This window comes from Bradyrhizobium sp. sBnM-33 (genome assembly GCF_032917945.1).
Lineage (GTDB): Bacteria > Pseudomonadota > Alphaproteobacteria > Rhizobiales > Xanthobacteraceae > Bradyrhizobium.
Genome location: NZ_CP136624.1, coordinates 1,645,987 through 1,666,033 on the forward strand (window position 1 = coordinate 1,645,987; position 20,047 = coordinate 1,666,033).

The following is a 20,047-nucleotide window of genomic DNA, read 5'->3' on the forward strand; positions in this document are numbered from 1 at the left end:
AGCTGCCTCACCGCCATCTTCGGCGCACCTTGGGCGTTCCGCGGCACCCGCTCTTGGGCCACCGCTCGTCCTTGCGAGCCGCATTTTCTTAAATTCAGGCCAAGGCGTTCTTCGTCCCCCAGAACGGCTTTGCCTCCTCATCCTTGTACTTGGCCAAGGCCTTAAGCAACAGCCGCAGGTAGTGCGCCTTCTCTTCAGCCCCCATTGGCCGCCCCGGGCTATCCAGCGACTTCACCGCCGACTCGACTAACTCGACCGCACGATCCTTGTTGCCGCTTTCGTAATAATACTGAGCGACCGCCCCATAGGACAGAAACTTGGGGAGGGCGCTGCCTTCTGGAGAATTCAGCGCGAGGATGTGTTCGGCCAACTCCTTGCCCATCGCAAAGCGATCAGAATGCGGGAAATCAGAGTTGTCCTCCGCTGGATCGAAGAGTTGGCGGATCGCCCCGACCATCCAGTCCTCAGATTTTTTGTCGATCGCATCGCGAGCCAATTGACGCATAACGGTTAACCCCGTCTGCATGTCATGGATTTTGTGCAGGAGCAGATCCGCATGAACTACGCGAACGCTGATGTCGTCCGGCGTCACTGTAACGCCCTCTTTAGCGGCCGAAAGCGCCGTCGACCAATCCTGCGCCTTCAGCGCCGGCCCAAGTTTGGCCCAGAACGCTTGCATCCGGGCTTTCTCGCGCATTCTAGATTCTGCTTCAGCGATTCGCTCCGCATCCGCTGCTTTGGCTTCATCGCTGGTGCGCCAGGTGCCGTTTAACATTTTTGTAAACACGTCATACAGTTGCATCGGGTGACCGATAAAGGCGACGTGACCGTCACGGTCGATGACGAATGACGTAGGGATAGTGGCAGAAAAACTGGGCGCCATCCAAAGCTTCTTCATTTTTCCCGCGTAATCGAACGCGATCCGAAAATTCAGCTTGGAGCCTTTTTCGGTCAACCACGCGTCCAAGTTCGTTCGCGCCTCCTCGGCCGTTGAGCCTCGCTCGGAAGCTGCAACTGCGATGACCTCAACTGCGCTATTTTTGTATTTTTCTTGCAGTTCCGCGAGATGGGGCATCACCGCCACACATCCGCGGCACCAAGTCGCCCAAAACTCGACAATATACAGCGTTCCCAGCTTAAAGTTGGTGAGGGGCTCGCCACGCACCCAGCTTTCCACCCTCATCGGAGGAGCTGGCGAGTCGATACGAAGGATCACGTTGTTCTCCAAAGCTATTCCCAAACCTTCGCGCGACCGTGCGCGAGATCGTTTGTCTCTAAGAAACGGGGCACGAGTTCAATGAACGAGAGCGCGTCTGCATGCACTCCGCCTGACACCGTGTTGCTCCCGTAGCAACGACCGTGCCAGCACTACCAACGCACATACGCACCTGATTCGGCCTAAGATTGCCTCGGCGGCCCAACACGGCGGTGCGTTTGTAGCTGGCGGCCTTGTTCGATGTCAGACATCGGACGCGGGTCGTGCGCTTCGGGCCGTGGGGTTTTGTGCCCCGCCCATCATGACGATCGCGCACCTGATGTTTTGATGATTGCTGCCGTAACCGCCGTCGCGCAGAACCGGCAAATAGCTGTTAATACGAGCCTCGCTCGCTCTGCCCGTCCAATTGCGCTCCTCCTACTCGGTGTTCCTGCTTCCTAAAGAAAGCGCGGCGATCCGACGGTTACGCTTTTCTTGAACGTTAGCCGATGAGGTTGCAAATCGCGACAACGTCGTTGCATCGGAGCCGCTCGTACCGCCCTGTTTATGTCGTCACCGGTGCCTTCCATCGCATAAAGCGCCGCTCCAGCGCCTTGAGAACGGCATTGAAGGCAAGCCCGATCACAGTGATGCCAATGATGCCGAAATACATTTGCGGGGTCAGGAAGCTGTACTGGCTGTTGATGATGAGATAGCCGAGACCAGCCGTCACGCCGACCATCTCGGACGCAACCCACCAGCATTGCGGACGCGCTGGCGAGTCGAATGCCGACAAAGATGCTCGGAAGCGCGGCAGGAACGATGACCTTGCGGAAGAATTGCTACGGCGTTGCTCCCATTGTCCGCGCCGACTTGATCAAAAGCGGATCGACCTGCTTCACTGAAGCGATGGTGCTATAGATCACCATCGCGATCGACGTCTGATCCCGCGGCGAGCTTTGTGGGAGCTGATCGATCCTCAGACCGATACCTTCGCAAGTCCGTCGTCCCTTCGTCCTTCGGGATAACGGGTTTGCGTTCTACAATTGGCCGCATCGTTTCATTCCTTGCAGCAGCTCGCTTCAGCATCTCGGTTAGAAAACACGCCACGACGAAATTCCGCGCTGCGATCGGGCGGCGTCTCCTTTTTCGGCCGGCCGCTGACCACGGTACCACGATATTGGTGCCCGACACGGAGTCCGTTGCGGCGCAAGGACGCGAGATGGCGCCTTTCTCGATGCTCGGCTTTCATCGAAATGGCCATTGTCGTTGCAGGTCACTGACGATCTGGTCCGTGATCTTCTGATGGACAGTGGCTTTCATGGTTCCCGCGTCTATCGGTTGCGAATGCAACCAAAATGACGTGCCTTGTTGCGGGGTTGAGCCATCACGCCGGAAAACGACGGATGGCGGGCCGTAGCCCCCGCGGCGAGTACGCCGCCGCCGGCGGGCCGTCGGCAAGTAGGCTTCATGCAGCACAGTGTTTGATGGTCTGCGCATGTCGGAAGTCCGAATCTTGCGATGACCTCCGGCCGAATTGCGGCGGAAGCGATCTTCCAGGTGAAGTCGCGCCGCGATCCCACAACGGCAAACGATCTGACGCTCTGCAAAGAACACGCTGAACGACTCCTTCGTCATGAAGAAAATGCGCTCTCGGCGGACAGCCATGGTGGCGGCCGGACCTGGGCGACCATCGCCACGGTTCTGCAGACGCGCGAAGATGAATGACGTCGATCCGCATGCCTGGTTCACACAAACTTTCGAACCGGACGCGCGGGGCTGGCCGATGTCTCAGATCGATGCTCTCATACCGTGAAACCTCAAAGCCTGAATGGCTTCAGCTAAACACTTTCGCGAAGAAGGTGAAATGGGTAGAAGGCTTCGATCGCATACCCAGGCTCCGAGCACTATTGCGTCGCTTCGGACGGCAGCGCCGAGCATCGGCCGTCATCGCGTCCCTGATCGATACGGCCTTACGCCACGTGCGGCATAAACCGCTAAGCATGATTGGCCGCATCCCCGCGGGCTTAGTGTTGCTTATCCAAGTGAGGGGCTTTAGCATTGAGCCCCGCCTTGCGCTGTCGGCTTCCCCGAACCGCCCTTCGGCTTGATGCTCTTCACGGAGGCCGAGACCTCGATCAGCGTGCCATCGACCGAGAAGTGTTCGCTGGACAAGAGCCACACGCACGTGCGGCAGGTTCAGCACAGTGACAAGAACTTGGCCGCGATATCGCCGTCCAGCAGCCGATCCCGGATCTTGCAGAACACGGTCGCATCCCACAGCAGCCGCCTCAGCCACGTGTTTTCGTCCTCCAACCTCTTCAGGCGTTTGGCCTCCGAGACCTCCATCCTGCCGAGCTTGGCTTTCCATTTGTAGATATTGGCGTCACTGACGCCGTGCTTCCAACACAGATCCGCGGCCGAAACGCCAGCCTCGTGCTCCTTTTAAATCCCGATGATCTGCTCTTCCGAAAGCGGCTACGCTTCATGGTCCTTGTTTTGGGCCAGAGCGAACTTCACCTGGATTAAGGCCGTGGGCAAGGTACAGCTGCGCCAGCCTCTCGATCCTTGTCCGGTTTCTGACAGGGGCACACAAAACCTGTGAGCTTCACAACACCGCGCGCCATTTGCGCATCGCGAACTGTTTCAACGCGCAATCAGGCGCTTAATGCGCGCGAGACGTGCTGGCACCGCCCTTGCTCTTTCCCGCCATAGGGCAATAGGGGGCCAATTTGAAGGAGCTGAACATGAGCCGCACGACAGGATCTTGGGCTTACGGATAAAAAGCGCCGATGCCAAGGGGAGAGACTAAGGCCAAAGAAATTCGCGACTCTTCGATGCGGTTTGGGAGCATACCGCAGCATGCGATAGTTGCGGCTAGAACGGCCGAGGGTCCTTGAAGAATCGCACGGCACTACCGGCTACTGAGTAGGAGCGAAAGTTCAGTACCGCTTACCTCGCCTTGCCGTCTGAGGGCAGGGCGAGGAGCGCCTGATCGTTGGATCGCTCGGGGGGCAGCTTGCAAACGTGTGCGGTTGCTCATGGGCCTTGCTTAAGAGTGAATGCGCGGGTGGGAAATTGACCGTCTCATATCATAAATTAGAGCTCCCCAGAATACGGGACCGAGTGGACTTTGCTGCCTTTATGTTGGGAGTAAGCCACATCGACGCACAGGTACGGAGCTGGCGGTCGCCAAGTTTTCGTTTTCAATTCTCCCGATTTGGTCCAGCGTCTATTTGAAGACACTGATTGTTACGGCGCGACTGAGTACCATTACAGAAGCCTTGTCGATGCATAGACGTCGGTCAAGCCCAAACTCTGCGAGAACTCCGAGGTCATCAACCAAGCAACCCTTGATTGATTCCGAGCACAGCGCTGGAAGCGATCACTGCGGCCCTATTCGGGTTCGATGGACGCGACCACGAGGCAGTCTGGCAGCGGCGCGTGTGGTGGCCGTGCAGACGTTCGGAGAAGCAATTTCGAGGACGGCGAGGTAGCGGTCGGCCGCCTGATGCTTATTGTCGCATGGTGTGAACGCCGCGAGCGGATTCTTTCACCAGCCGACCCGGCGGTCGATCGGTCGAAAAATGCGATAGCTTTCTTGCGATGGAGGACGACATGCAGGAAGAGGCGCCGTCGCCGCCCAGGTCCCTTGTTTTCGAAGCGCCGCTGGTCCGGCTGCTCGCGATCAACTTTGCCGCGGGCGTGTCGCTGGCGGTGCTCCTGGTCGGTGGCCTCATGCTGCTCAATCCCGGCAACATACGAGACCTCATCCTGGCCGATAACACCCCCGGCATCGCGCTCGGGCTGCTCCTGTTCGGCTTCATCATCACCCTCAGCTCCAGCGCGATGGGCACCGCCATCATGGCGATGGGGCGACGGCAGCCCGAGGGCCCCCCGCGAGGACCGGGACAGTTCGTGGCTGAGACGGTCGGCGACAAGACGCGCAGCCGGCAGCTGCATGATCGCTTCTGATTGAATAAGAGCCTATGCTCCGGGCAGCCGGTCTCAAGGACGAAAGCGGCACCTACGCTCAGCTCTGCTTTCGAGGGCGAAGCGGAATTGTTGTCCTTGATCTGAGACTAATTCATTCGGCGTGCGTTGCGCGGTGCGTGTCCCCCGAACATCGATTTTGAGGCTGACCTTCGCCTGACCCAGAAGTGCCGACAGGAACATCCCGATCAGAGGAAACTTCGGAATCTGGCGAGCTCCGTGATGTGATCGGCTGACAAGACTTCCGTTACGAGCGGAGGCTGTGGCGCTGTGTGGATTTCGTAAAGATGACGTGTGGCCTCAGGCTTGGTCATAAACTTTCGTATGCAGTCGTCCAGCGTGCCTTCCGCCAGCAGATAGGTGCTTCTGTCTGCACGGCGCTCATTGTTTATGGAGGGCCATTTGCGAAGCATGGCGGGCGCATCGAATCGAATGTGAATGTCGTTCGCGTCCATCATCTCTGTACTCGATCGTTCAACGTGGCTGCTCTGCCTCTGAACAGTCGTGAACTGCCTGATTGCCTCATGCTGCGCCATAAGACACCGCCAGCCTTTGCCGAAGCCGCGTCGACTTCTTTACAAATGGCGCAAAGCGGACGCCCTCAATGATCAGCATTCGCTCGCAGGCAGCAACCCCGCTAAGGCTTTGGCTTCCGATTTGAGAGCATCGATTGCCGACTTGCGGGCGTCGGCATCGAAGCGCGTCCTGATCGCTGATAGCGAAAGGGCGCCCCTCAGTTTGCCGTGTACGTCCATCAACGGCACGGCCGCCGCGGCGACCTCCGGATCCCGCTCTCCGATCGAAACATAAAAGCCTTTATCGCGGATCTTCTTCCCTTCTACGTTCGTTGGCTCGCGGTATGCAGTAAGAATTCGCCCGGCGGCGCCGCGATCAATCGGCAATCGCTGGCCTTCTTCGAGATGATGTCGAACTGAACGTGGAGAATTGACGCGGTAAAGACAGATGCGTTCGTCGCCATCTGCAACATAAAAGGATGCAGTTTCCCCCGTTGCCTCAACCAGGCGACGAAGCGATGGCCGGATGACTTCGCCAAGATCCAGACCGCGCTGATAGAGCGCCCCGAGACGCCACAACTCCGGTCCCGGTCGAAACAACCGGTCCGCGCCGCGGACGAGAAAGCCGTCAGCCTCCAACGAAGAGGCCAATCGGAGTACTGTGCTCTTGTAGAGGTCCGTCATCTCCGCAATCTGCGTCAGCGTGATCGCAGACCGCTCCGCGTTGAGACTTTTCAGGATCGCGAGCGCTCTCCTGACCGCGTCAACTCCTGTCTTGCTCATCTCTGCTCCAGTTCTGTAGAATAGAACCACTGCCATATTAAGGCGCCAGAATCCATTACAGAAGGAGGTAAACGGTTCTGTACGGCAGAATAGATTGACTCTTCTCACACACATGACTATGGATTGCATATAACAGAACGAGTTCTGAAGCGCGAAGGGCAGCCAACGCTGGCCGTTGACTTGCGCGAGGTAATGATCCCCTTCGGCGCATTCATCGCAGTCAAAAGCGTGAACCTCCAAGTAGGCGACGCGGAGTTCGTTGCGGTCATGGGACCAACCGGTTGCGGCAAGTCCACCATCCTGAGCACTGCCACAGGTCTCTCAAAACCCGCCTCGGGAGACGTTCAGATTTTCGGCAAGCCGCTCACGGGACTGAATGATCAGTCCGGCTACATGCTCCAACAGGGGGTCCTACTGCCGTGGAAGACCGCGCAGGACAACGTTGGGCTCGGGCTCGCCTTTCTGGGCAAGTCACTCGAGGAGACGCGCGCCGAGGTTCGGCAGTGGCCCGCCAAAGTCGGCCTGACGGGATTTGAGCAGCGTTATCCGCATCAGCTATCAGGCGGGCAACGCAAGCGCGCGGCGATGGCGCAGACGCTCATCATGGAGCCGAGAATCGTTCTGATGGACGAGCCCTTCTCGACGCTCGACGTTCACACGCGCCGGCTGACGCACCGCATCCTGCCCGATCTCTGGCAGGCCGAGCGCCGCTCCTTGATCTTCATCACCCATCATTTCGACGAGGCGATTACGCTGGCCGACCCGCGTCGCCGTGATGTCCGCAGGCCCTGCCAGCCGGATGGTCGGCGAGGTCAGGATCACGCTGCCTCGTCCCCGGGACGTCTCCGCGCTGCAGACCAGGACGAGTTCGTCGCGCTCTATCGCGAAATCTGGTCGCTGCTTGGGCGCTGAAGTGGAGAGGAGCTATGCCGCGCAGAAATAAGGTCGTTGTCACGCAAGTCGCGATCGTTCTCGCTCTTGTCCTGATCTGGGAGCTGGGGGTGCGATTAGGCCTCATCGACGCCTTCTTCTTTCCGGCGCCGTCGACCCCGGTCGGCAGGATAAGGAACGGGACGTCGACCGCGGATTTCTGGGGCGATGTTGGCATAACGCTGGTCGAGACGATCCTATCATTCGTAGTCGGGATTGCGATCGGCACTGCGCTTGGGATCTGGCTGGGATTAAGCCCGTTTGCCGCTGATGTCGTTCAGCGCTTCATCATGTTCAACGCGATCCCGCGTATCCTGCTGGGGCCGATCTTCGTCATCTGGTTCGGTCTGCGGCTGACCTCGAACGTTGCGCTCGGCGTGACCCTCGTGCTGTTCGTTGCGTTCTTCAACACTTTCCAAGGCGTGCGCGAGGTCAATCCGGTCGTCCTGGCGAGCGCGCGACTGCTGCGCGATTCGAAATCCTCGCTGTTGCGCCACGTCTATCTACCCTCTGCCACCACCTGGACCCTGTCGAGCCTGCGGGTGTCCGTCGGCATGGCGGTCGTGGGCGCCGTGGTTACGGAGTATCTCGGCTCATCCGCCGGGTTGGGGCACCTGATCGCGCAGGAAGGGGTGCTCGATGCGATGGGCGTGTTCGCCGGAATCATCGTGCTGTCCGCATTCGTGGTTGCGCTCGACGCGCTCGTCGATCGTGCCGAAAAGAGGTTGTTGGTTTGTCGGCCAGCGCCGGCTCATGCAGCTTGAACATGTACTTGGCTAATGATGGAGGTGTATATGCGCGTTTTAATCCGACTGATCTTTGGTGTTGCGGCCGCTGGCCTCTGCCTCTTATCGGCTGACGCCGGCGAACCTGAAAAGGCGAAACTGAAGATCATCGTCGGCTCCCACATTCTCAATTACATGCCTGCTGAATTGGGCGTAAAGCTCGGTACCTTCAAAGAAGAAGGGCTCGACGTCACTGTTCGAGAGTTTCCAGGCCGACGGCTCCAAGGCGCTGCAGGCGCTGATTGGTGGCTCGGTGGACGGCGTCGTGCGGTTCTGTGATCACACGATCCAGATGCAGGCGCAGCGCGAGGAGAATCCTGCGTCTTCGTGCTCAACGACATACCCGGCATTCTTCTCGGGGTGCGCAGCGATCGCCGACAAGGTGAAGAGCGGCGCCAACCTCAAGGGCCTGAGGCTCGGCATCACGGCTCCTGGATCAACTCGGTATCAACGGAGCAGCTCGTTGTCCCGACCCGATACAAGACCGATAATCGCGAGGTGAACGTCGATTTCCTGAAAGCGTCGAAAGCGCTGTTTTCCCAGAGCGGCCTGATGGACGCCGAGGCGGCCAAGGTACCGCTGGCTGTGTTGAGCGATTTCGACTCCAGGATCGCCACCGCCAACATCGACCTCAGCAAAAACTTCAACCGCAGCGGCCGAAGATACCGCAAAGAAGGCTTCGTCAGATGTCCCTGCCGCTCACCGGTATCCGTGTCCTCGACCTGTCGAACGTGTTGGCAGGCCCGTTCTGCGGCTACCATCTCGCGCGCTTGGGCGCGGAGGTTATCAAGATCGAAAACCCCAATGGAGGCGATCTCGCGCGGCGCCTTGGCGCCGATCCGCAAAGGGCAGAGCGCCTTCAGGGCCTCTCCTTCGTCGCCGTGAACGCCGGTAAGCAGTCGGTGGCGCTCGATCTGAAGTCTGAAGCGGGAAGGGAAGTGTTTTTCAGGCTGGTGTCCGAGGCCGACGTCCTTCTCGAAAACTTCCGGCCCAAGGTCATGGAGCGGCTTGGTCTCGGTTTTGACGCGTTGTGCAAGCGCAACCCGCGCCTCATCTATTGCGCGATCTCAGGCTTTGGGCAAAACGGTCCTTGGTCCGCCCGCCCGGCCTACGACCAGATCGTCCAGGGCCTTTCCGGCGCGATGAGTGTTACCGGTGATGCAGCCACGGCTCCGCTGCGGACCGGCTTCCCGATCTCCGACACCATTGCCGGGCTAACAGCCGCCTTTGCCATCTCCGCGGCGCTCGTCGAGCAGCAGCAAATTGGCAGGGGTCGGTTCATCGACGTGTCGCTGCTCGAGGCGACAATCGCGGCCATGGGATGGGTGGTTTCCAATCATCTGAACGGCGGAGTCGAGCCGCAGCCGATGGGGAACGAGAATTTCACGGCTGCACCCTCCGGCACGTTCCGCACCGCGACCGGCCCGCTGAATATAGCCGCCAACGAGCAGAAGCAGTACCGGACCCTTTGCGATCTGGTCGGCCGGCCGGATCTGAAGACAGATCCGCGCTTCGCAAAGCGCGAAGCGCGTAAAATGAACCGCTGGGCGCTTAGCGATGAGTTGAATGCGGCGTTGAGCTGCAGGCCTGCGGACGAGTGGGAGGCGCTGTTGAATGCCGCCGGCGTCCCTGCCGGCTGTGTGCTGACCGTTCCGCAAGTTTTGCGCGAGCCGCAGTTGCTGGAGCGCGGCTTTGTCGAGACGCTGCCGCTCGACAGGGCTGGCGAACCACCATTACGCATTACGCGCCCCGGCTTTCGGCTGGATGAGGCGTTTCCTGTCCCCGCGCTCCCCCCCTTGCTCGGTGCGGACACAGAGCGATGGCTGGCTCGGCTCGGTCATACCTATCCGGAAATTGAGCACCTTATCGCAAGCGGTGCCGCCGGAGCGCCACGTCAAGGAGGAGCACATTTTTCGCGGGTCCGCCCGGCGACGGATGGAGCAGCGTAACGGGCAGGAGTTGCACGCAAGCAAGCTTCGGCAGGACATAGGCTGACGAGATTGGAAAACAGAATGAGCGAAACGGAGCTGCGAGAGCAGGCCGCCCATTGGTGGCGGACCTCCATCTGCGACATTGCGCCCGGGCGGATCGCCTACCGCGGATACACGATCGAGGAATTAATTGGTCATATTTCCTTCACCGCGATAATCTGGCTGATGCTGCGCGGCGAGCTACCCACACCGGCGCAGGAGCGGCTGTTGCAGGCTGCGCTGGTTGCATCAGTAGATCATGGCCCGCATGCACCTTCCATCGCCATCGCGCAGATGGCTGTCAGTTGTGGGGTGCCGCTCAACGGCGCGATGGCTTCCGCGATCAACACGCTCGACGACCTGCATGGCGGAGCGGGGGAGCAGGCGATTGAGCTCTATGACGAGGTCCTGCGCCGCAGCGAGACCAAGGATATCGATGAGGCTGCCGCTGAGGCGATCGACCATTTCACCGCCACGCGCAGCAAATATCTGCCCGGCTTCGGTCACCGGTTTCATCCCGTCGACCCGCGCGTTGACCCGCTGCTCGCACTAGTCGATGCAGCGGTCAGTGGCGATGTCGTCAGCGGTTGCTATGCCAGCGCTGCGCGCGCGATCGAGCGCGTCATGCGCGAGCGCAAAGGCAAGCTCATCCCGATGAACATCGATGGAGCCACTGCAGTCGTCTACGGGGAGCTGGGCTTTGCTGCACCCCTAGCTCGCGGCATCTTCTGCTTGTCACGCGCGGTAGGCATCCTGGCCCATGCATGGGAGCAGACCGGACGCAAGGACCGCAATAAAGGGCCGATGCCCAAGCAGTTCGCCTACAAATATCAGGGGCAGCCAAAGCGCAGCCTGAAGGAAGCGCCATGATGTACCTTGAGGGACCACCGCAGCTCACCGAACGCGCGTCTTTTCGGCCATGCCCGCCAAATTGCGTCGGCCCGGAGTCCGCTCGGATTGGGCGGACGTCAACCGTGGAGGCAAGCCGGCTGACTGCTTCATCGAGGGCCGTCGTTCGACGCGTAGGGAAATCTCTATCTGATCGACATTTCCTTGGCCGCATCTTCAGGCTTGCACCCGGTGGCTCCTGGTCCTTGATCGTCAATAACGGTTGGCGGAATGGCCTGGCAGCATTCTCGCGTCGTCTGGGGTGTGCCGTAAGATCAGCAGGTTTAGCTCATTCTTCGGGACGAGCGGTCCGGACGTGCTGGCAATGGACGCCAGACGCTGTTCGTAGCTCATGCATAGCTGGGCCACGTCTTCGTCCTAGCATCGGATGGCGAGTGCATCGCTCCGCATCAGTCCTGCGCTGGCTCGACGTGTACGAGCGTTGCCTTGGGTCAAGATGGCGCTTTGTTTATCACAGAATTAGCAACCGGTTCGGTACGTTCAGTATTGATCGCAGAGTTGGTGCCTTGTAAAGCCACGCTCAAAAAAGCGGCAGCTTCGGCAAGCTGCATCTTATCGTCATTTCGATCAGTTGTTTTTATCGAAGGAGAGCACGGGGCGACGCGTGATCAACCGCTGTATCGACCCGCCGATGCCGGGCTTTTTGCCGGACTCCCCGGCGCTCGGTTATCGGCAACACAGATACAGGGCGCGAGATGATGCTGATACGCGTTGGCAGACCGCCATCGCCGCGCAACTGGCTACTGGTCACCAATATCCGTAACACCTCGTGGTCGCACTGACGCATCTGGCTCAAGCCGGAGAGCCGCTGCTTGCTGCCCGCCAAAGGTTCAGTGGGTGATCGCGGCACAGACGTCGCGTTGATGTAACTTGCTGCCATTTCGGCCAAGGTCGTGTGGACACTTATTGCATCCATAGCATGATGGCTGCGAGAGTTGCGAAGGCGCAATAGCTTCGGGCATTTTTTTCGAAGTGGGTTGCTACGCGTCGGAACTGCTTGAGCTTGCAAGCAGCATTCCACAAGATGTTCCTCGGCATTGGATGCTTCGAGCGGATATTTGAGCGCCGGTGACGGGTTGTTGGGAATGACGGCCCACACACCGAGACTGTCTCCCGAAAAACCGGCCTTGGATCTGATTTGCCGCCTCAAGGGAATCCTCAAGAGCCCGCAGCACATGGGGGCGCCGGAGGATATTGCGGGAGAGCACCTTCGGCGGCCCATTCGCGAGATCGCACGCGAGAGGTGGGAAATATTCAGCCAGCAGCACGGTCGGTAGGTACGCATCCGAGGGCGGCCGCCTTGCAGCGGTTGGCTATTGCATGATTACAGGCAGTATGGACACCATACCCACTGCCAATAATGCGAAAGTTATGGAGGTTGTCGACACAGGACGGCGGCGGTTCAGTATTGAAGCGAAGCAGCGGATTGTGGAGGAGAGTTATTGCTGTGGCGATCCTGTTACTCGCCGCCACGGACTTTTTCCTGGCCAACTGTTCGGATGGCGACGCCTGGCGCGACAGGGCGCTCTTGGAGCGCTTAACCCAAAGATGGCGAACACGGGTTTATTGCGGCTCTGATTGAGCCGGATCCAACGAGAAGCGATGGGAGCCGTGACGCCGCTCGCTGCGAGCAGGTTGTTGGACGGATGGAGATCGTGCTCGGCAGCGGTGTTCGTCTGATCGTCGGAGTGGATGTCGACATCGCCGCTCTATCGCGGGTCTTAAGAGTGCTGGAGGGACGATGATCCCAATTCCGACGGGCGTTCGTGTGTGGCTTGCGACCGGCTACACCGACATGCGGTGCGGCTTTCCGAGTTTGGCTCTCCGCGTGCAGGAAGTGCTCAAGCAAGATCCTCTTGGCGGAAATCTTTTTTGCTTCAGGGGAAAACGCGGCGATCTTTTGAAGGTATTTGGCATGATGGCCAGGGGGCATGCCTGTTTACAAAAAGACTTGAGAGATGAAGGTTCATCTCGCCTTCGGTTGCAGGGGAAGCAGTGACGATCTCTCCGGCGCAATTGAGCTATCTCTTTGAGGGCTCTTGTTGATGCCCCTACTTTTCATGGTGATCCTCCCTCAGATCAATCTTCGCGATATGATGATTTCTCAAGCTGCGAATCGCCTGCAACGCGTTTGTGTTGTCAGGAAAGAGGAAGCGGCCCGAAGCCTCTCGGGTGGTCAGGATGCTCTCTCGCTTGAGCTGAACATAAATCCATTTGACGGGTATCCTGAGGCGTTGTGCTAGTTGGGTTACTGTCAAATGGTCGGCAACCGCCGGCCACCGTGTTCGATGCCGCACCTTGAGGCGGTGTTTGAGACGAATGCGCCGGACCGTGATCGGCAGAACTTTGTCAGCCTCCCATGGCGAGTGATGTCCTTCCTGCGTCAGAATGCGCGCGATCTCATCGTCGTAGGCGCCATCCCGCGCCAATGCGCATATGCGTTCTACCATCTCCTTGTGACGCGGCAGCGCAGCCACAGCATTCACAGGTAGGGTGACTACAAGCTCAGTGGTCGCGCCGCCGCGCCACACAATGCGCACCTCAGCCTTGTCCCGGGCACAGCGGCGCATCACCACCTTTTCGATCAGACAGCGCAAGAGCGCCTTGCGGTGGTCCCTGCGGGTCGCGGGGTTGTCCCATAGCGCCGGAAGACGATTTCCAAGGGCGATCACCTTGGCACGCAGATCGTGAGGAACGCCCAAGGGTTCATTGGACTTGTGCATCGTGCGCTGGGCTAATGCCTCCTCGGCTCGGCGCAGCTCCGATAGAGCGGCTTCCCACCGTCGTTCCAGTTCGCCTGTCACGAGCCGGTTATCGGGATCGGTGCGATTGAACTGGCGCTCGGCGAGGGCTGCCTGATAGCGAAGCCTCTCAACCTGCTGCTCCTCAGCGTGCCGCAGGGCTCTTTCGGACTGCAGATGGGTCTTGCGCGCTTTGGACAACGCATCGATTTCCGCCGGTGCCACAGCTTCCAAGAATGCCGCCGCAACCTGTGCGTCGATCGGTGCGGCGCGCAGGTTCTGACATTCTGGTGCGCCACGCTGGATTTTGAGATGATTGCAGACATATTGACTACCGCCCTTGTAACGCACGGCCATCTTGTGTCCGCATTCGCCGCAATAGGTGATGCCGTGGAGCAGGGCCGCTCCATCACGCGGGATGCCACGGCTTTTGATGTGCTGGTACTCCGCACGATTGTCGCGCAGCATCGCCTGGATCTTCTCGAAGGTTTCCCAGTCGATATAGGCCGGGTACTTTTCCCTCACCACGATCCTCCAGTCCGTTCCACGACGCGGAGACTTTTGTGGACGCTCTCCCGGTATTTCGGACGGCTTCTGCCAAGTCCTTCCATAGACAAAGGCGCCTGCATAGGCCGGATTCTTCAGGATCGCCGTCACGGCCGACACCGTCGCAGGCTGCCAGCGCAGATCGCCATGGCGGTCGAGGCGAGGCAGTGCCAAGCCGCGGCCAACAAAGGCCCGCATCGCTTGCGCGGCCGTCCGGTACTTTCAGGAAGGTCTCGAAGAGCAGCGACAAGCGCCCCTGCACCTCGAGATTGGGATCCTTGGTGACCACCCCTGAAGGGTCGCGGACAAGGCCCGCCGGCAACTGCACGACCAAGTCACCGCGTTCGGCTTTTGCCATACGCCCAGTGGTCATCCGGCTTCTGATCGTGTGCAATTCCAGCTCTGAGATCGTACCTTTCAGGCCGAGCAGCAGGCGGCCATTGGGTGTCCCAGGATCATAGACGCCATCCCGGTCGGCGATCAAACAACGACGGTGCCCGCAGACATCAAGCAGCGGGTACCAATCCGAACAATTCCGCGCCAGGCGCGTCACGTCCATCGATAGGATAAGGCCAACCTCACCAAGAGTGACGCGGGCGACCAAGTCCTTGAAGCCTTTCCGGTGCGCTGCGCCAGCGCCGCTCTGCCCAAGATCGCTGTCAATCACATCGATGTCCGCCTCGCGCCATCCGAGCTCGCGAGCACGCTGCGAGAGGGCGTACTGAAGCCTTAGGCTTTCTTGATTGGTGATCACTTGGTGTGGCGTCGACTGCCGCACACATACACCACTGCTTTGCGGTCCAGGTGATCCGGCTTGACGAGTTCCGAGCCCATCGCTCATCTCCCGCAGGACTTGGCCGAGATCCTCTGCGATCGCCTGCCGGAGCGCTTCCGGCAGACTGCGCCAGACCTCTCGAGGTTCGATGGGCATGTGCCCCCGCTCTCTTCGGCCAACGCGATTAAGTCCTGCAGCGCGTCGAGGCTCAGCTTGGTTGGCGCGGCGCGCAGCAAGCCGTTCCGCTCAAGATTCGTCACCCCGAGCGGCAGAAGAAGCGTGAGACCGAATCGGTAATGTACACGCGCAAAGAGCTCCTTGCACGCTCCGCGTGTTGTCGTCTCCTTGCCGATCGAGATTAAGCGATAGCGCCGACCGTAAAGCGGATGACGCGGATCAACGACTTCCACCTCTTCGGAGGTCGCCACGTCATCGTTACTCTTATGGGTATCTCCCGACGCTCCTCAAGGAACGTGGCGTCCAACGCGAGTTGGATAAACATTTTGTGATTGAACTTGCCAGCCAATCTGATTTCACTCGCTTCATGAATTTGAAGTCGGATGATCTTCCTTCGGACCTCGCGAGAGCCCAGGCGGCGCTGCTGGTCGAGCGTGAAGCGCGGCAAAGGGTCGAGGCTGAGCGTGATGCGGCCGTGGCTGAAGCCGCCAGCGCGAAGGCAAAGCTGTCCGACACCGAAGCGCTGATCGCTCATCTGCAGCTCAGGATCGAAAAGCTGAAACGCGAGTTGCATGGGTCGCGCTCCGAACCCACGGCGCGGCTGATCGAGCAGTTGAAAGATCTGGTAATGTCGGCGACCGAGGATGAGCTTGCAGCTCGGGCCGCGGCGGCGAAAACCCAGACCGTGCGCGCGTTCACGCGCAAGCGGCCGGTACGCAAGGCCTGGCCGGATGACATCGAACGCGAGCGCGTCGTCATCGATCCCCCCGTGCCGCGCGGCAAACAGTGTGGAAGTGCGTCAATCGGGTTGTCGCGCTCTTCGCACCCAGATTGCCGCTCTATACCCCCCACCACCTGCGCCTGCTGTGGCGGGGCGCGGTTGTCGAAGCTGGGCGAGGATGTAACCAGGACATTGGAGGCGATCCCGCGCCGCTTCTGACTGGGCTGGGATGGGCGGCAGCTTCGGCAAGATTGTGCTTTGGAAAAGAGCTGCGCAACATCGGAATTCGGACGTGGGGCAAGAAAATGTTGTTTTGACCGACGTTCTGCGTCTGGTCAGGATTGGTGCATCACCGCTGGATCAGTAAGCTCTTCGGACTCGCATCTCCTTCCCGGAGAACAGGACGTGCGGCAGCCGAAGGTCTGCCAATCGATATTCGCCGGGTATTTTTGCCTCACCACAATCCACCAGTCCGTTTCAGGACGCGAGCATTCTCGTGGCGGCGCTCCGGTATTTCGGGATGGTCTTTGCCAAGTCCCTATAGACAAAGCAGCCGGCATAGGGCGGAGTCTCAAGGATCGCCGTCACGGCCGATTCTGTCGCAGCCTGACAGCGCGGTTCCTTATGGCGGTCACGGCGACGCGGTCATCCCCGTTGCCTCCAGTAGCACGCCAGACCCCATGGAATTGCAACCGACGGTACCTGGGTTTTCTTGTGCATCCGGAAAAACGCCCTTCGTCAGCTACTCGTCAGCCAGCCTGTCTATCCAGACAGGCTGCGCATTCTCGCCCATATCGGAGATGGAATATGACGGGCATTGACCGACCTGGCAAATCGCACGTTGGGGCTGCAGGAGCCGACAGCACGTGGGGATCGAGCAGTTTGAGCCCGGAGCCCGGTCCCGCCCCCGGGCAAGGCAGGCAATCATTCGACTCCGTCGTGGAGCGGATGCGCTCCGGGCCTCAAGATAGAACGGCGCCGCTCGTGAGCCAGCCACCAACTTCGGGTGTGGCAGCCCCAAGAGGCGACGAGAACAAGGCAGCAAAGCGAAAAATGCGCAGCCTGCTTGAGGACCTTGATGCTTGTCGTAATGTGGCCACGCAAGCCCGGAACCCGTCGGAGGCGCAAGAGCTGATCGATCAAGTCGTCAAGGCAGGCTCAGCAGTTCTGGACTACTACGCGGGCCTGCCCCGAGATATGGCGCGTAGCATTCTGTCCGACAAGCAGGCTCGCCGACTCCGCGACGAGACGCTCGATGCGGCGGACGAATGCAACGCCGTGGCCACGTGGACTATCCACGACTTGGAGGCGAGCAGGAAGAAAGCAGCAGCCGTGCTCGACCAGATGCGCCAATCCAACGCGCCGCCCGGCCAGCTGAGCCGAGCGGTTTCCAGCGTGGCGAAGCACTACCTGGCCTGCATGGAGTGGTGGGGAAAGAAGGCATTGCGCTCGGAACGGATGCAGTCCGTCTGCGCGGCCACTGCCAACTTGCCAAGCACTACGCCCGAGATGCGGAAGGCCGAAGAGGCCGCACTACGGCTGCATACCGGCTGGGCACTTAATACGAAGTGCATGTATCTGCAATCGCGGATCGCTCTCGCGCAGCTCATGATTGTGCCGCAGGCGAGCACGTTCGGACTAGCCGTGAGGGAAATCCTCATGGGTGAGAACGGGCGAGTGCGTCTGCTCGGGACCTTCATCGAGGATGTTTTTCCGGCATTCCTCTCGACGGCCGACGCGGTTTTAAACAGCAACGGAGCGGCACTCGACGCAGAGCACTGCACCGTTCTGGAAGGAGTCATGGAGCGGCTTTCGGAATTTGCGTCAGGGGTGAACGGCATCGTTGCCAGGCTAAGGGATGCCGGAACGGATGCCGACCTTCCATTGGAACTGTTGAACCAGATCGTGGAAGGTGCATGGGTCACCGCGCACGAAGTCACGCGACTTTTGGCAGTGCAGCCAAAGAGGCCAGTCCTGATTGAACCGCCTGCCCAGGCTGCGATACCGGAAAATACCGTCTTATTGGCTGAGGGCCACGCGGCGCGCAGGAAGGGGAAAGGCAAGCGCGCACCGGCCGCAGGCGAGAGGAGTTCAACTGCCGGGCTGCGCGAGCCGCAGCTCGCCAGGCCCGACGCTGCCACGGCCCCGACAGCCAAGGTTATCGTACTCTCGGATCTGGGTACGAAGAAACTCGCGAGTGCAGAGGAGGCACGCGCGAGGGCGTCATCATCGGCGACCGGGCACCTGGAGATGTGGCAGGCTCCGCCCTCCAGGAACGCACTGACGGGATTACTCAAGCGATTGGACGAGCTGCTGCAGTTCGATCTGCCGGCTCAGCAAAGCGCCGTCTCGCAAGCGCGCCAGATGAAGCCCGAGGACGCCAACCACGTCGTGGATCTCGTCGTTAAGCGCCTGCAGACGCAGGCCGCCGAGATTGAGGCCTGTGTAGCCGCGCTGGAGGAGCCTCGCCGACGTGGCCTACTCACGCCTGCGCAAGTGCCGGAAGTGCACGAAAAAATAGTCCGGCTTAAGGCGATGTTGTCCGAGGTTCAGGGACAGACAAACTCATTGAACGCGCGAAAGGCGGCGATCACGATCGATTGCATGAAGACCTACGCGTTTCCGTCGCAGAAGTACCTTGAACAGTTGCGGGCGGCCGAGGAACTGGCGTCTGTGGATCCACCGCGCGCCTTGAAGGGCGAGCCAGGGACGCTGTTCGAGATCAAGCTGCAGCCCAAGGCGCTGCGTAGTGGTGCGATGCCAAGCCCGATGTGGGTGCACATCCATACGAAGCGGCCGGTACATGCGTGGCAGTTGGCGTCGCTGGGTGACGCCGACTTCGCCGCTTGCCACGTGAAGTCCAATGAACAGCGTGGCTACAATCGGCATTGGCAGAGCGCCCAAGCTGCGACGGGGCACGAGAACGTTGTGATTCACCGTGGCAAGCTCACGCCTGCGTTCTGTAAGTCGTTGTTGAGCATTGCCCCGTGGTACCCCCTTCCCGAGGCGGAGCACGCGTCGATGCAGTTCGCGCGCCTCGGGATGTAGTTACCTGAGTGTCTCGCGCCAGAGCGTCGCTGTGGTGACGCCATCAAGCAGACCGTTATCACCGAGAGGAAATCCTCGATGAGCTCGAAGCCGGCGCGGGCTCCCTCGAACAGATCGACAACGGGGGCCGACTGAAATTCGATCGGGAGCGTCGTGACCCCGACTTCCTTCTGCTTGGCAGCTGAACCGTCAAATGCCGGCGATCGGCGGCACACCGCTCGAGGATTGGGACGCCCGGAGGTAATTTAGCGCGGTAAGGACTCTCCTCCTGTCGTAGCTGTCGCCTATGAACTGCCGGACATCATCGTTGAGCGAAGCGTCATTGAGTCGACCGGCGATGGCCTGCTTGTTGTTATCAAAGAGCCAGCGGCCCAAGCCGAGAAGATAATCTACATGGCCCTTGGCGGTGCGCTCAGTGGCCGTCTTCTTGAGTGCGTTCTCAAGCCCCAAATGAGGGGCGCATCCTCGGCATAAAGAGGCTGCCTTCTGCGACGGACGAAATCCCCACTTGATTGGAGCGGCTGCGGCACCGAAATGCCCGGCATCGCCTTACCGCCGCTACCTTGCGACTACTCGGGAGTAGTCCTCCCAGCGCGGTTGCGTCATGGACATAGGTTCCGGTGGTGGCGCGCCGACTGGATCAGTGGGGGCTGCCTGCGAGGGTCTGAATTGGCAAATTCGCCCAGCTGGCGCCTAAAGGCCGCCGCATCTGCGGACGAGAACTCCGGTGTCCTCTCCTGCGGGTCCGCGTTGCCCGATTGTTGATGTAGTCGGTTAGTTAAAGGAGATCCATCCGTTCTCACTTTCGAAAATTTAGGCCGATCCGAAGCTAGGCTCGGATCTGATGTGGAATTTCAGACGGCAGACCGAGAACGATCAAGGCTTCAACTGCGAATCTGCTTCTGGACGTCGGACCTCAACAACAAACCAGCGTACGTTCCCAAGGGGCCGCTTCCAAG

16 protein-coding genes and 7 pseudogenes are annotated in these 20,047 nt (G+C 59.8%); 12 read left to right on the forward strand and 11 right to left on the reverse strand.

Annotated features, from left to right (window positions below):
* Positions 1-94: 94 nt before the first annotated feature.
* Complete coding sequence (locus RX328_RS07735; protein ID WP_309142465.1) at positions 95-1,216, reverse strand: TlpA disulfide reductase family protein; 1,122 nt, start codon at positions 1,214-1,216, stop codon at positions 95-97.
* A 544-nt stretch (positions 1,217-1,760) separates the two neighbouring features.
* Entirely contained in the window at positions 1,761-1,991 is a 231-nt protein-coding gene (locus RX328_RS07740; protein WP_249726345.1) for a hypothetical protein, read from the reverse strand.
* Positions 1,992-2,692: 701 nt separating this feature from the next.
* On the opposite strand from RX328_RS07740, the pseudogene RX328_RS43275 reads away from it, so the two are divergent.
* A pseudogene (locus tag RX328_RS43275) lies at positions 2,693-2,846 on the forward strand (FAD-dependent oxidoreductase); the annotation flags it as partial.
* A pseudogene (locus RX328_RS07745) lies at positions 2,840-3,011 on the forward strand (transposase domain-containing protein); the annotation flags it as partial. The pseudogenes RX328_RS43275 and RX328_RS07745, both read left to right, overlap by 7 nt.
* Before the next feature lie 455 nt (positions 3,012-3,466).
* Here the strand turns inward: RX328_RS07745 and RX328_RS43280 are convergent.
* Positions 3,467-3,684, reverse strand: a pseudogene (locus tag RX328_RS43280) (transposase); the annotation flags it as partial.
* Between the two features lie 1,129 nt (positions 3,685-4,813).
* On the opposite strand from RX328_RS43280, the gene RX328_RS07755 reads away from it, so the two are divergent.
* Positions 4,814-5,170, forward strand: coding sequence for a hypothetical protein (locus RX328_RS07755; RefSeq protein ID WP_190241880.1), 357 nt, complete (start codon positions 4,814-4,816; stop codon positions 5,168-5,170).
* Positions 5,171-5,376: 206 nt separating this feature from the next.
* Here the strand turns inward: RX328_RS07755 and RX328_RS07760 are convergent, their stop codons facing one another.
* Positions 5,377-5,646: a hypothetical protein gene (locus tag RX328_RS07760; protein WP_213251435.1), complete on the reverse strand. Its 270-nt coding sequence runs from the start codon at positions 5,644-5,646 to the stop codon at positions 5,377-5,379.
* 150 nt (positions 5,647-5,796) lie between these two features.
* Positions 5,797-6,522 carry an IclR family transcriptional regulator gene (locus RX328_RS07765; RefSeq protein ID WP_312017997.1) on the reverse strand — a complete coding sequence of 242 codons (726 nt, stop codon included), beginning with the start codon at positions 6,520-6,522 and terminating at the stop codon, positions 5,797-5,799.
* Positions 6,523-6,678: 156 nt separating this feature from the next.
* On the opposite strand from RX328_RS07765, the pseudogene RX328_RS07770 reads away from it, so the two are divergent.
* The 3 genes and pseudogenes from RX328_RS07770 (at position 6,679) to RX328_RS07780 (ending at position 8,480) form a co-directional block, all read left to right on the forward strand.
* Positions 6,679-7,429: pseudogene (locus RX328_RS07770) on the forward strand (ABC transporter ATP-binding protein).
* On the forward strand, positions 7,413-8,180 hold the full coding sequence (locus tag RX328_RS07775; protein WP_108516969.1) for an ABC transporter permease: 768 nt from the start codon (positions 7,413-7,415) through the stop codon (positions 8,178-8,180). Before RX328_RS07770 ends, RX328_RS07775 begins: the two are co-directional and overlap by 17 nt.
* 15 nt (positions 8,181-8,195) lie before the next feature.
* Positions 8,196-8,480, forward strand: a complete 285-nt coding sequence (locus tag RX328_RS07780; protein ID WP_249726346.1) for a hypothetical protein — start codon at positions 8,196-8,198, stop codon at positions 8,478-8,480.
* Here the strand turns inward: RX328_RS07780 and RX328_RS07785 are convergent, their stop codons facing one another.
* Together RX328_RS07785 and RX328_RS07790 are read right to left on the reverse strand one after the other, a co-directional pair.
* Complete coding sequence (locus tag RX328_RS07785; RefSeq protein WP_244608354.1) at positions 8,481-8,624, reverse strand: hypothetical protein; 144 nt, start codon at positions 8,622-8,624, stop codon at positions 8,481-8,483. It lies immediately after the preceding gene.
* A complete protein-coding gene (locus tag RX328_RS07790) occupies positions 8,624-9,046 on the reverse strand; it encodes a hypothetical protein (RefSeq protein WP_317258815.1) in 423 nt (140 codons plus the stop codon). The genes RX328_RS07785 and RX328_RS07790 overlap by 1 nt, the downstream gene beginning before the upstream one ends.
* Between RX328_RS07790 and RX328_RS07795 the strand changes: the two genes are divergently transcribed.
* Together RX328_RS07795 and RX328_RS07800 are read left to right on the forward strand one after the other, a co-directional pair.
* Positions 8,933-10,150 (forward strand): CoA transferase, encoded by a 1,218-nt coding sequence (locus RX328_RS07795; protein ID WP_317258792.1) that lies wholly within the window; start codon positions 8,933-8,935, stop codon positions 10,148-10,150. The two genes, RX328_RS07790 and RX328_RS07795, sit on opposite strands and share 114 nt — an antisense overlap.
* Positions 10,151-10,213: 63 nt before the next feature.
* The gene (locus tag RX328_RS07800) at positions 10,214-11,041 is read left to right on the forward strand and encodes a citryl-CoA lyase (protein WP_213251437.1); all 828 of its coding nucleotides are present in this window, start codon (positions 10,214-10,216) and stop codon (positions 11,039-11,041) included.
* A 942-nt stretch (positions 11,042-11,983) separates the two neighbouring features.
* Here RX328_RS07800 and RX328_RS07805 read toward each other — a convergent pair.
* Positions 11,984-12,182: pseudogene (locus RX328_RS07805) on the reverse strand (IS5/IS1182 family transposase); the annotation flags it as partial.
* 269 nt (positions 12,183-12,451) lie between these two features.
* Here RX328_RS07805 and RX328_RS43285 point away from each other — a divergent pair.
* Positions 12,452-12,658, forward strand: coding sequence for a transposase (locus RX328_RS43285; RefSeq protein WP_214493425.1), 207 nt, complete (start codon positions 12,452-12,454; stop codon positions 12,656-12,658).
* A 163-nt stretch (positions 12,659-12,821) separates the two neighbouring features.
* The gene (gene tnpB, locus RX328_RS07810; RefSeq protein WP_374226562.1) at positions 12,822-13,079 is read left to right on the forward strand and encodes an IS66 family insertion sequence element accessory protein TnpB; all 258 of its coding nucleotides are present in this window, start codon (positions 12,822-12,824) and stop codon (positions 13,077-13,079) included.
* Between the two features lie 52 nt (positions 13,080-13,131).
* Here the strand turns inward: tnpB and RX328_RS07815 are convergent, their stop codons facing one another.
* Positions 13,132-14,565, reverse strand: a complete 1,434-nt coding sequence (locus tag RX328_RS07815) for a recombinase family protein (RefSeq protein ID WP_249726347.1) — start codon at positions 14,563-14,565, stop codon at positions 13,132-13,134.
* A 196-nt stretch (positions 14,566-14,761) separates the two neighbouring features.
* Positions 14,762-15,298: pseudogene (locus RX328_RS07820) on the reverse strand (recombinase family protein); the annotation flags it as partial.
* Positions 15,299-15,686: 388 nt separating this feature from the next.
* Between RX328_RS07820 and RX328_RS07825 the strand changes: the two are divergent.
* A pseudogene (locus tag RX328_RS07825) lies at positions 15,687-16,256 on the forward strand (IS66 family transposase zinc-finger binding domain-containing protein); the annotation flags it as partial.
* A gap of 591 nt (positions 16,257-16,847) precedes the next feature.
* Complete coding sequence (locus RX328_RS07830; RefSeq protein ID WP_213251439.1) at positions 16,848-19,088, forward strand: hypothetical protein; 2,241 nt, start codon at positions 16,848-16,850, stop codon at positions 19,086-19,088.
* Between the two features lie 189 nt (positions 19,089-19,277).
* Here RX328_RS07830 and RX328_RS07835 read toward each other — a convergent pair whose 3' ends face one another.
* The gene (locus tag RX328_RS07835) at positions 19,278-19,538 is read right to left on the reverse strand and encodes a hypothetical protein (RefSeq protein WP_213251440.1); all 261 of its coding nucleotides are present in this window, start codon (positions 19,536-19,538) and stop codon (positions 19,278-19,280) included.
* Positions 19,539-20,047: the final 509 nt, after the last annotated feature.

Bases quoted from the DNA above. Each gene is read 5' to 3' on its own strand.
- RX328_RS07755 (WP_190241880.1), top strand. From the start codon at position 4,814: ATGCAGGAAGAGGCGCCGTCGCCGCCCAGGTCCCTTGTTTTCGAAGCG.
- RX328_RS07760 (WP_213251435.1), bottom strand. From the start codon at position 5,646: ATGATGGACGCGAACGACATTCACATTCGATTCGATGCGCCCGCCATG.
- RX328_RS07765 (WP_312017997.1), bottom strand. From the start codon at position 6,522: ATGGCAGTGGTTCTATTCTACAGAACTGGAGCAGAGATGAGCAAGACA.
- RX328_RS07775 (WP_108516969.1), top strand. From the start codon at position 7,413: ATGCCGCGCAGAAATAAGGTCGTTGTCACGCAAGTCGCGATCGTTCTC.
- RX328_RS07780 (WP_249726346.1), top strand. From the start codon at position 8,196: ATGATGGAGGTGTATATGCGCGTTTTAATCCGACTGATCTTTGGTGTT.
- RX328_RS07785 (WP_244608354.1), bottom strand. From the start codon at position 8,624: ATGCCGAGCCTCAGGCCCTTGAGGTTGGCGCCGCTCTTCACCTTGTCG.
- RX328_RS07800 (WP_213251437.1), top strand. From the start codon at position 10,214: ATGAGCGAAACGGAGCTGCGAGAGCAGGCCGCCCATTGGTGGCGGACC.
- RX328_RS43285 (WP_214493425.1), top strand. From the start codon at position 12,452: ATGGAGGTTGTCGACACAGGACGGCGGCGGTTCAGTATTGAAGCGAAG.
- tnpB (WP_374226562.1), top strand. From the start codon at position 12,822: ATGATCCCAATTCCGACGGGCGTTCGTGTGTGGCTTGCGACCGGCTAC.
- RX328_RS07815 (WP_249726347.1), bottom strand. From the start codon at position 14,565: ATGCGGGCCTTTGTTGGCCGCGGCTTGGCACTGCCTCGCCTCGACCGC.
- RX328_RS07830 (WP_213251439.1), top strand. From the start codon at position 16,848: ATGACGGGCATTGACCGACCTGGCAAATCGCACGTTGGGGCTGCAGGA.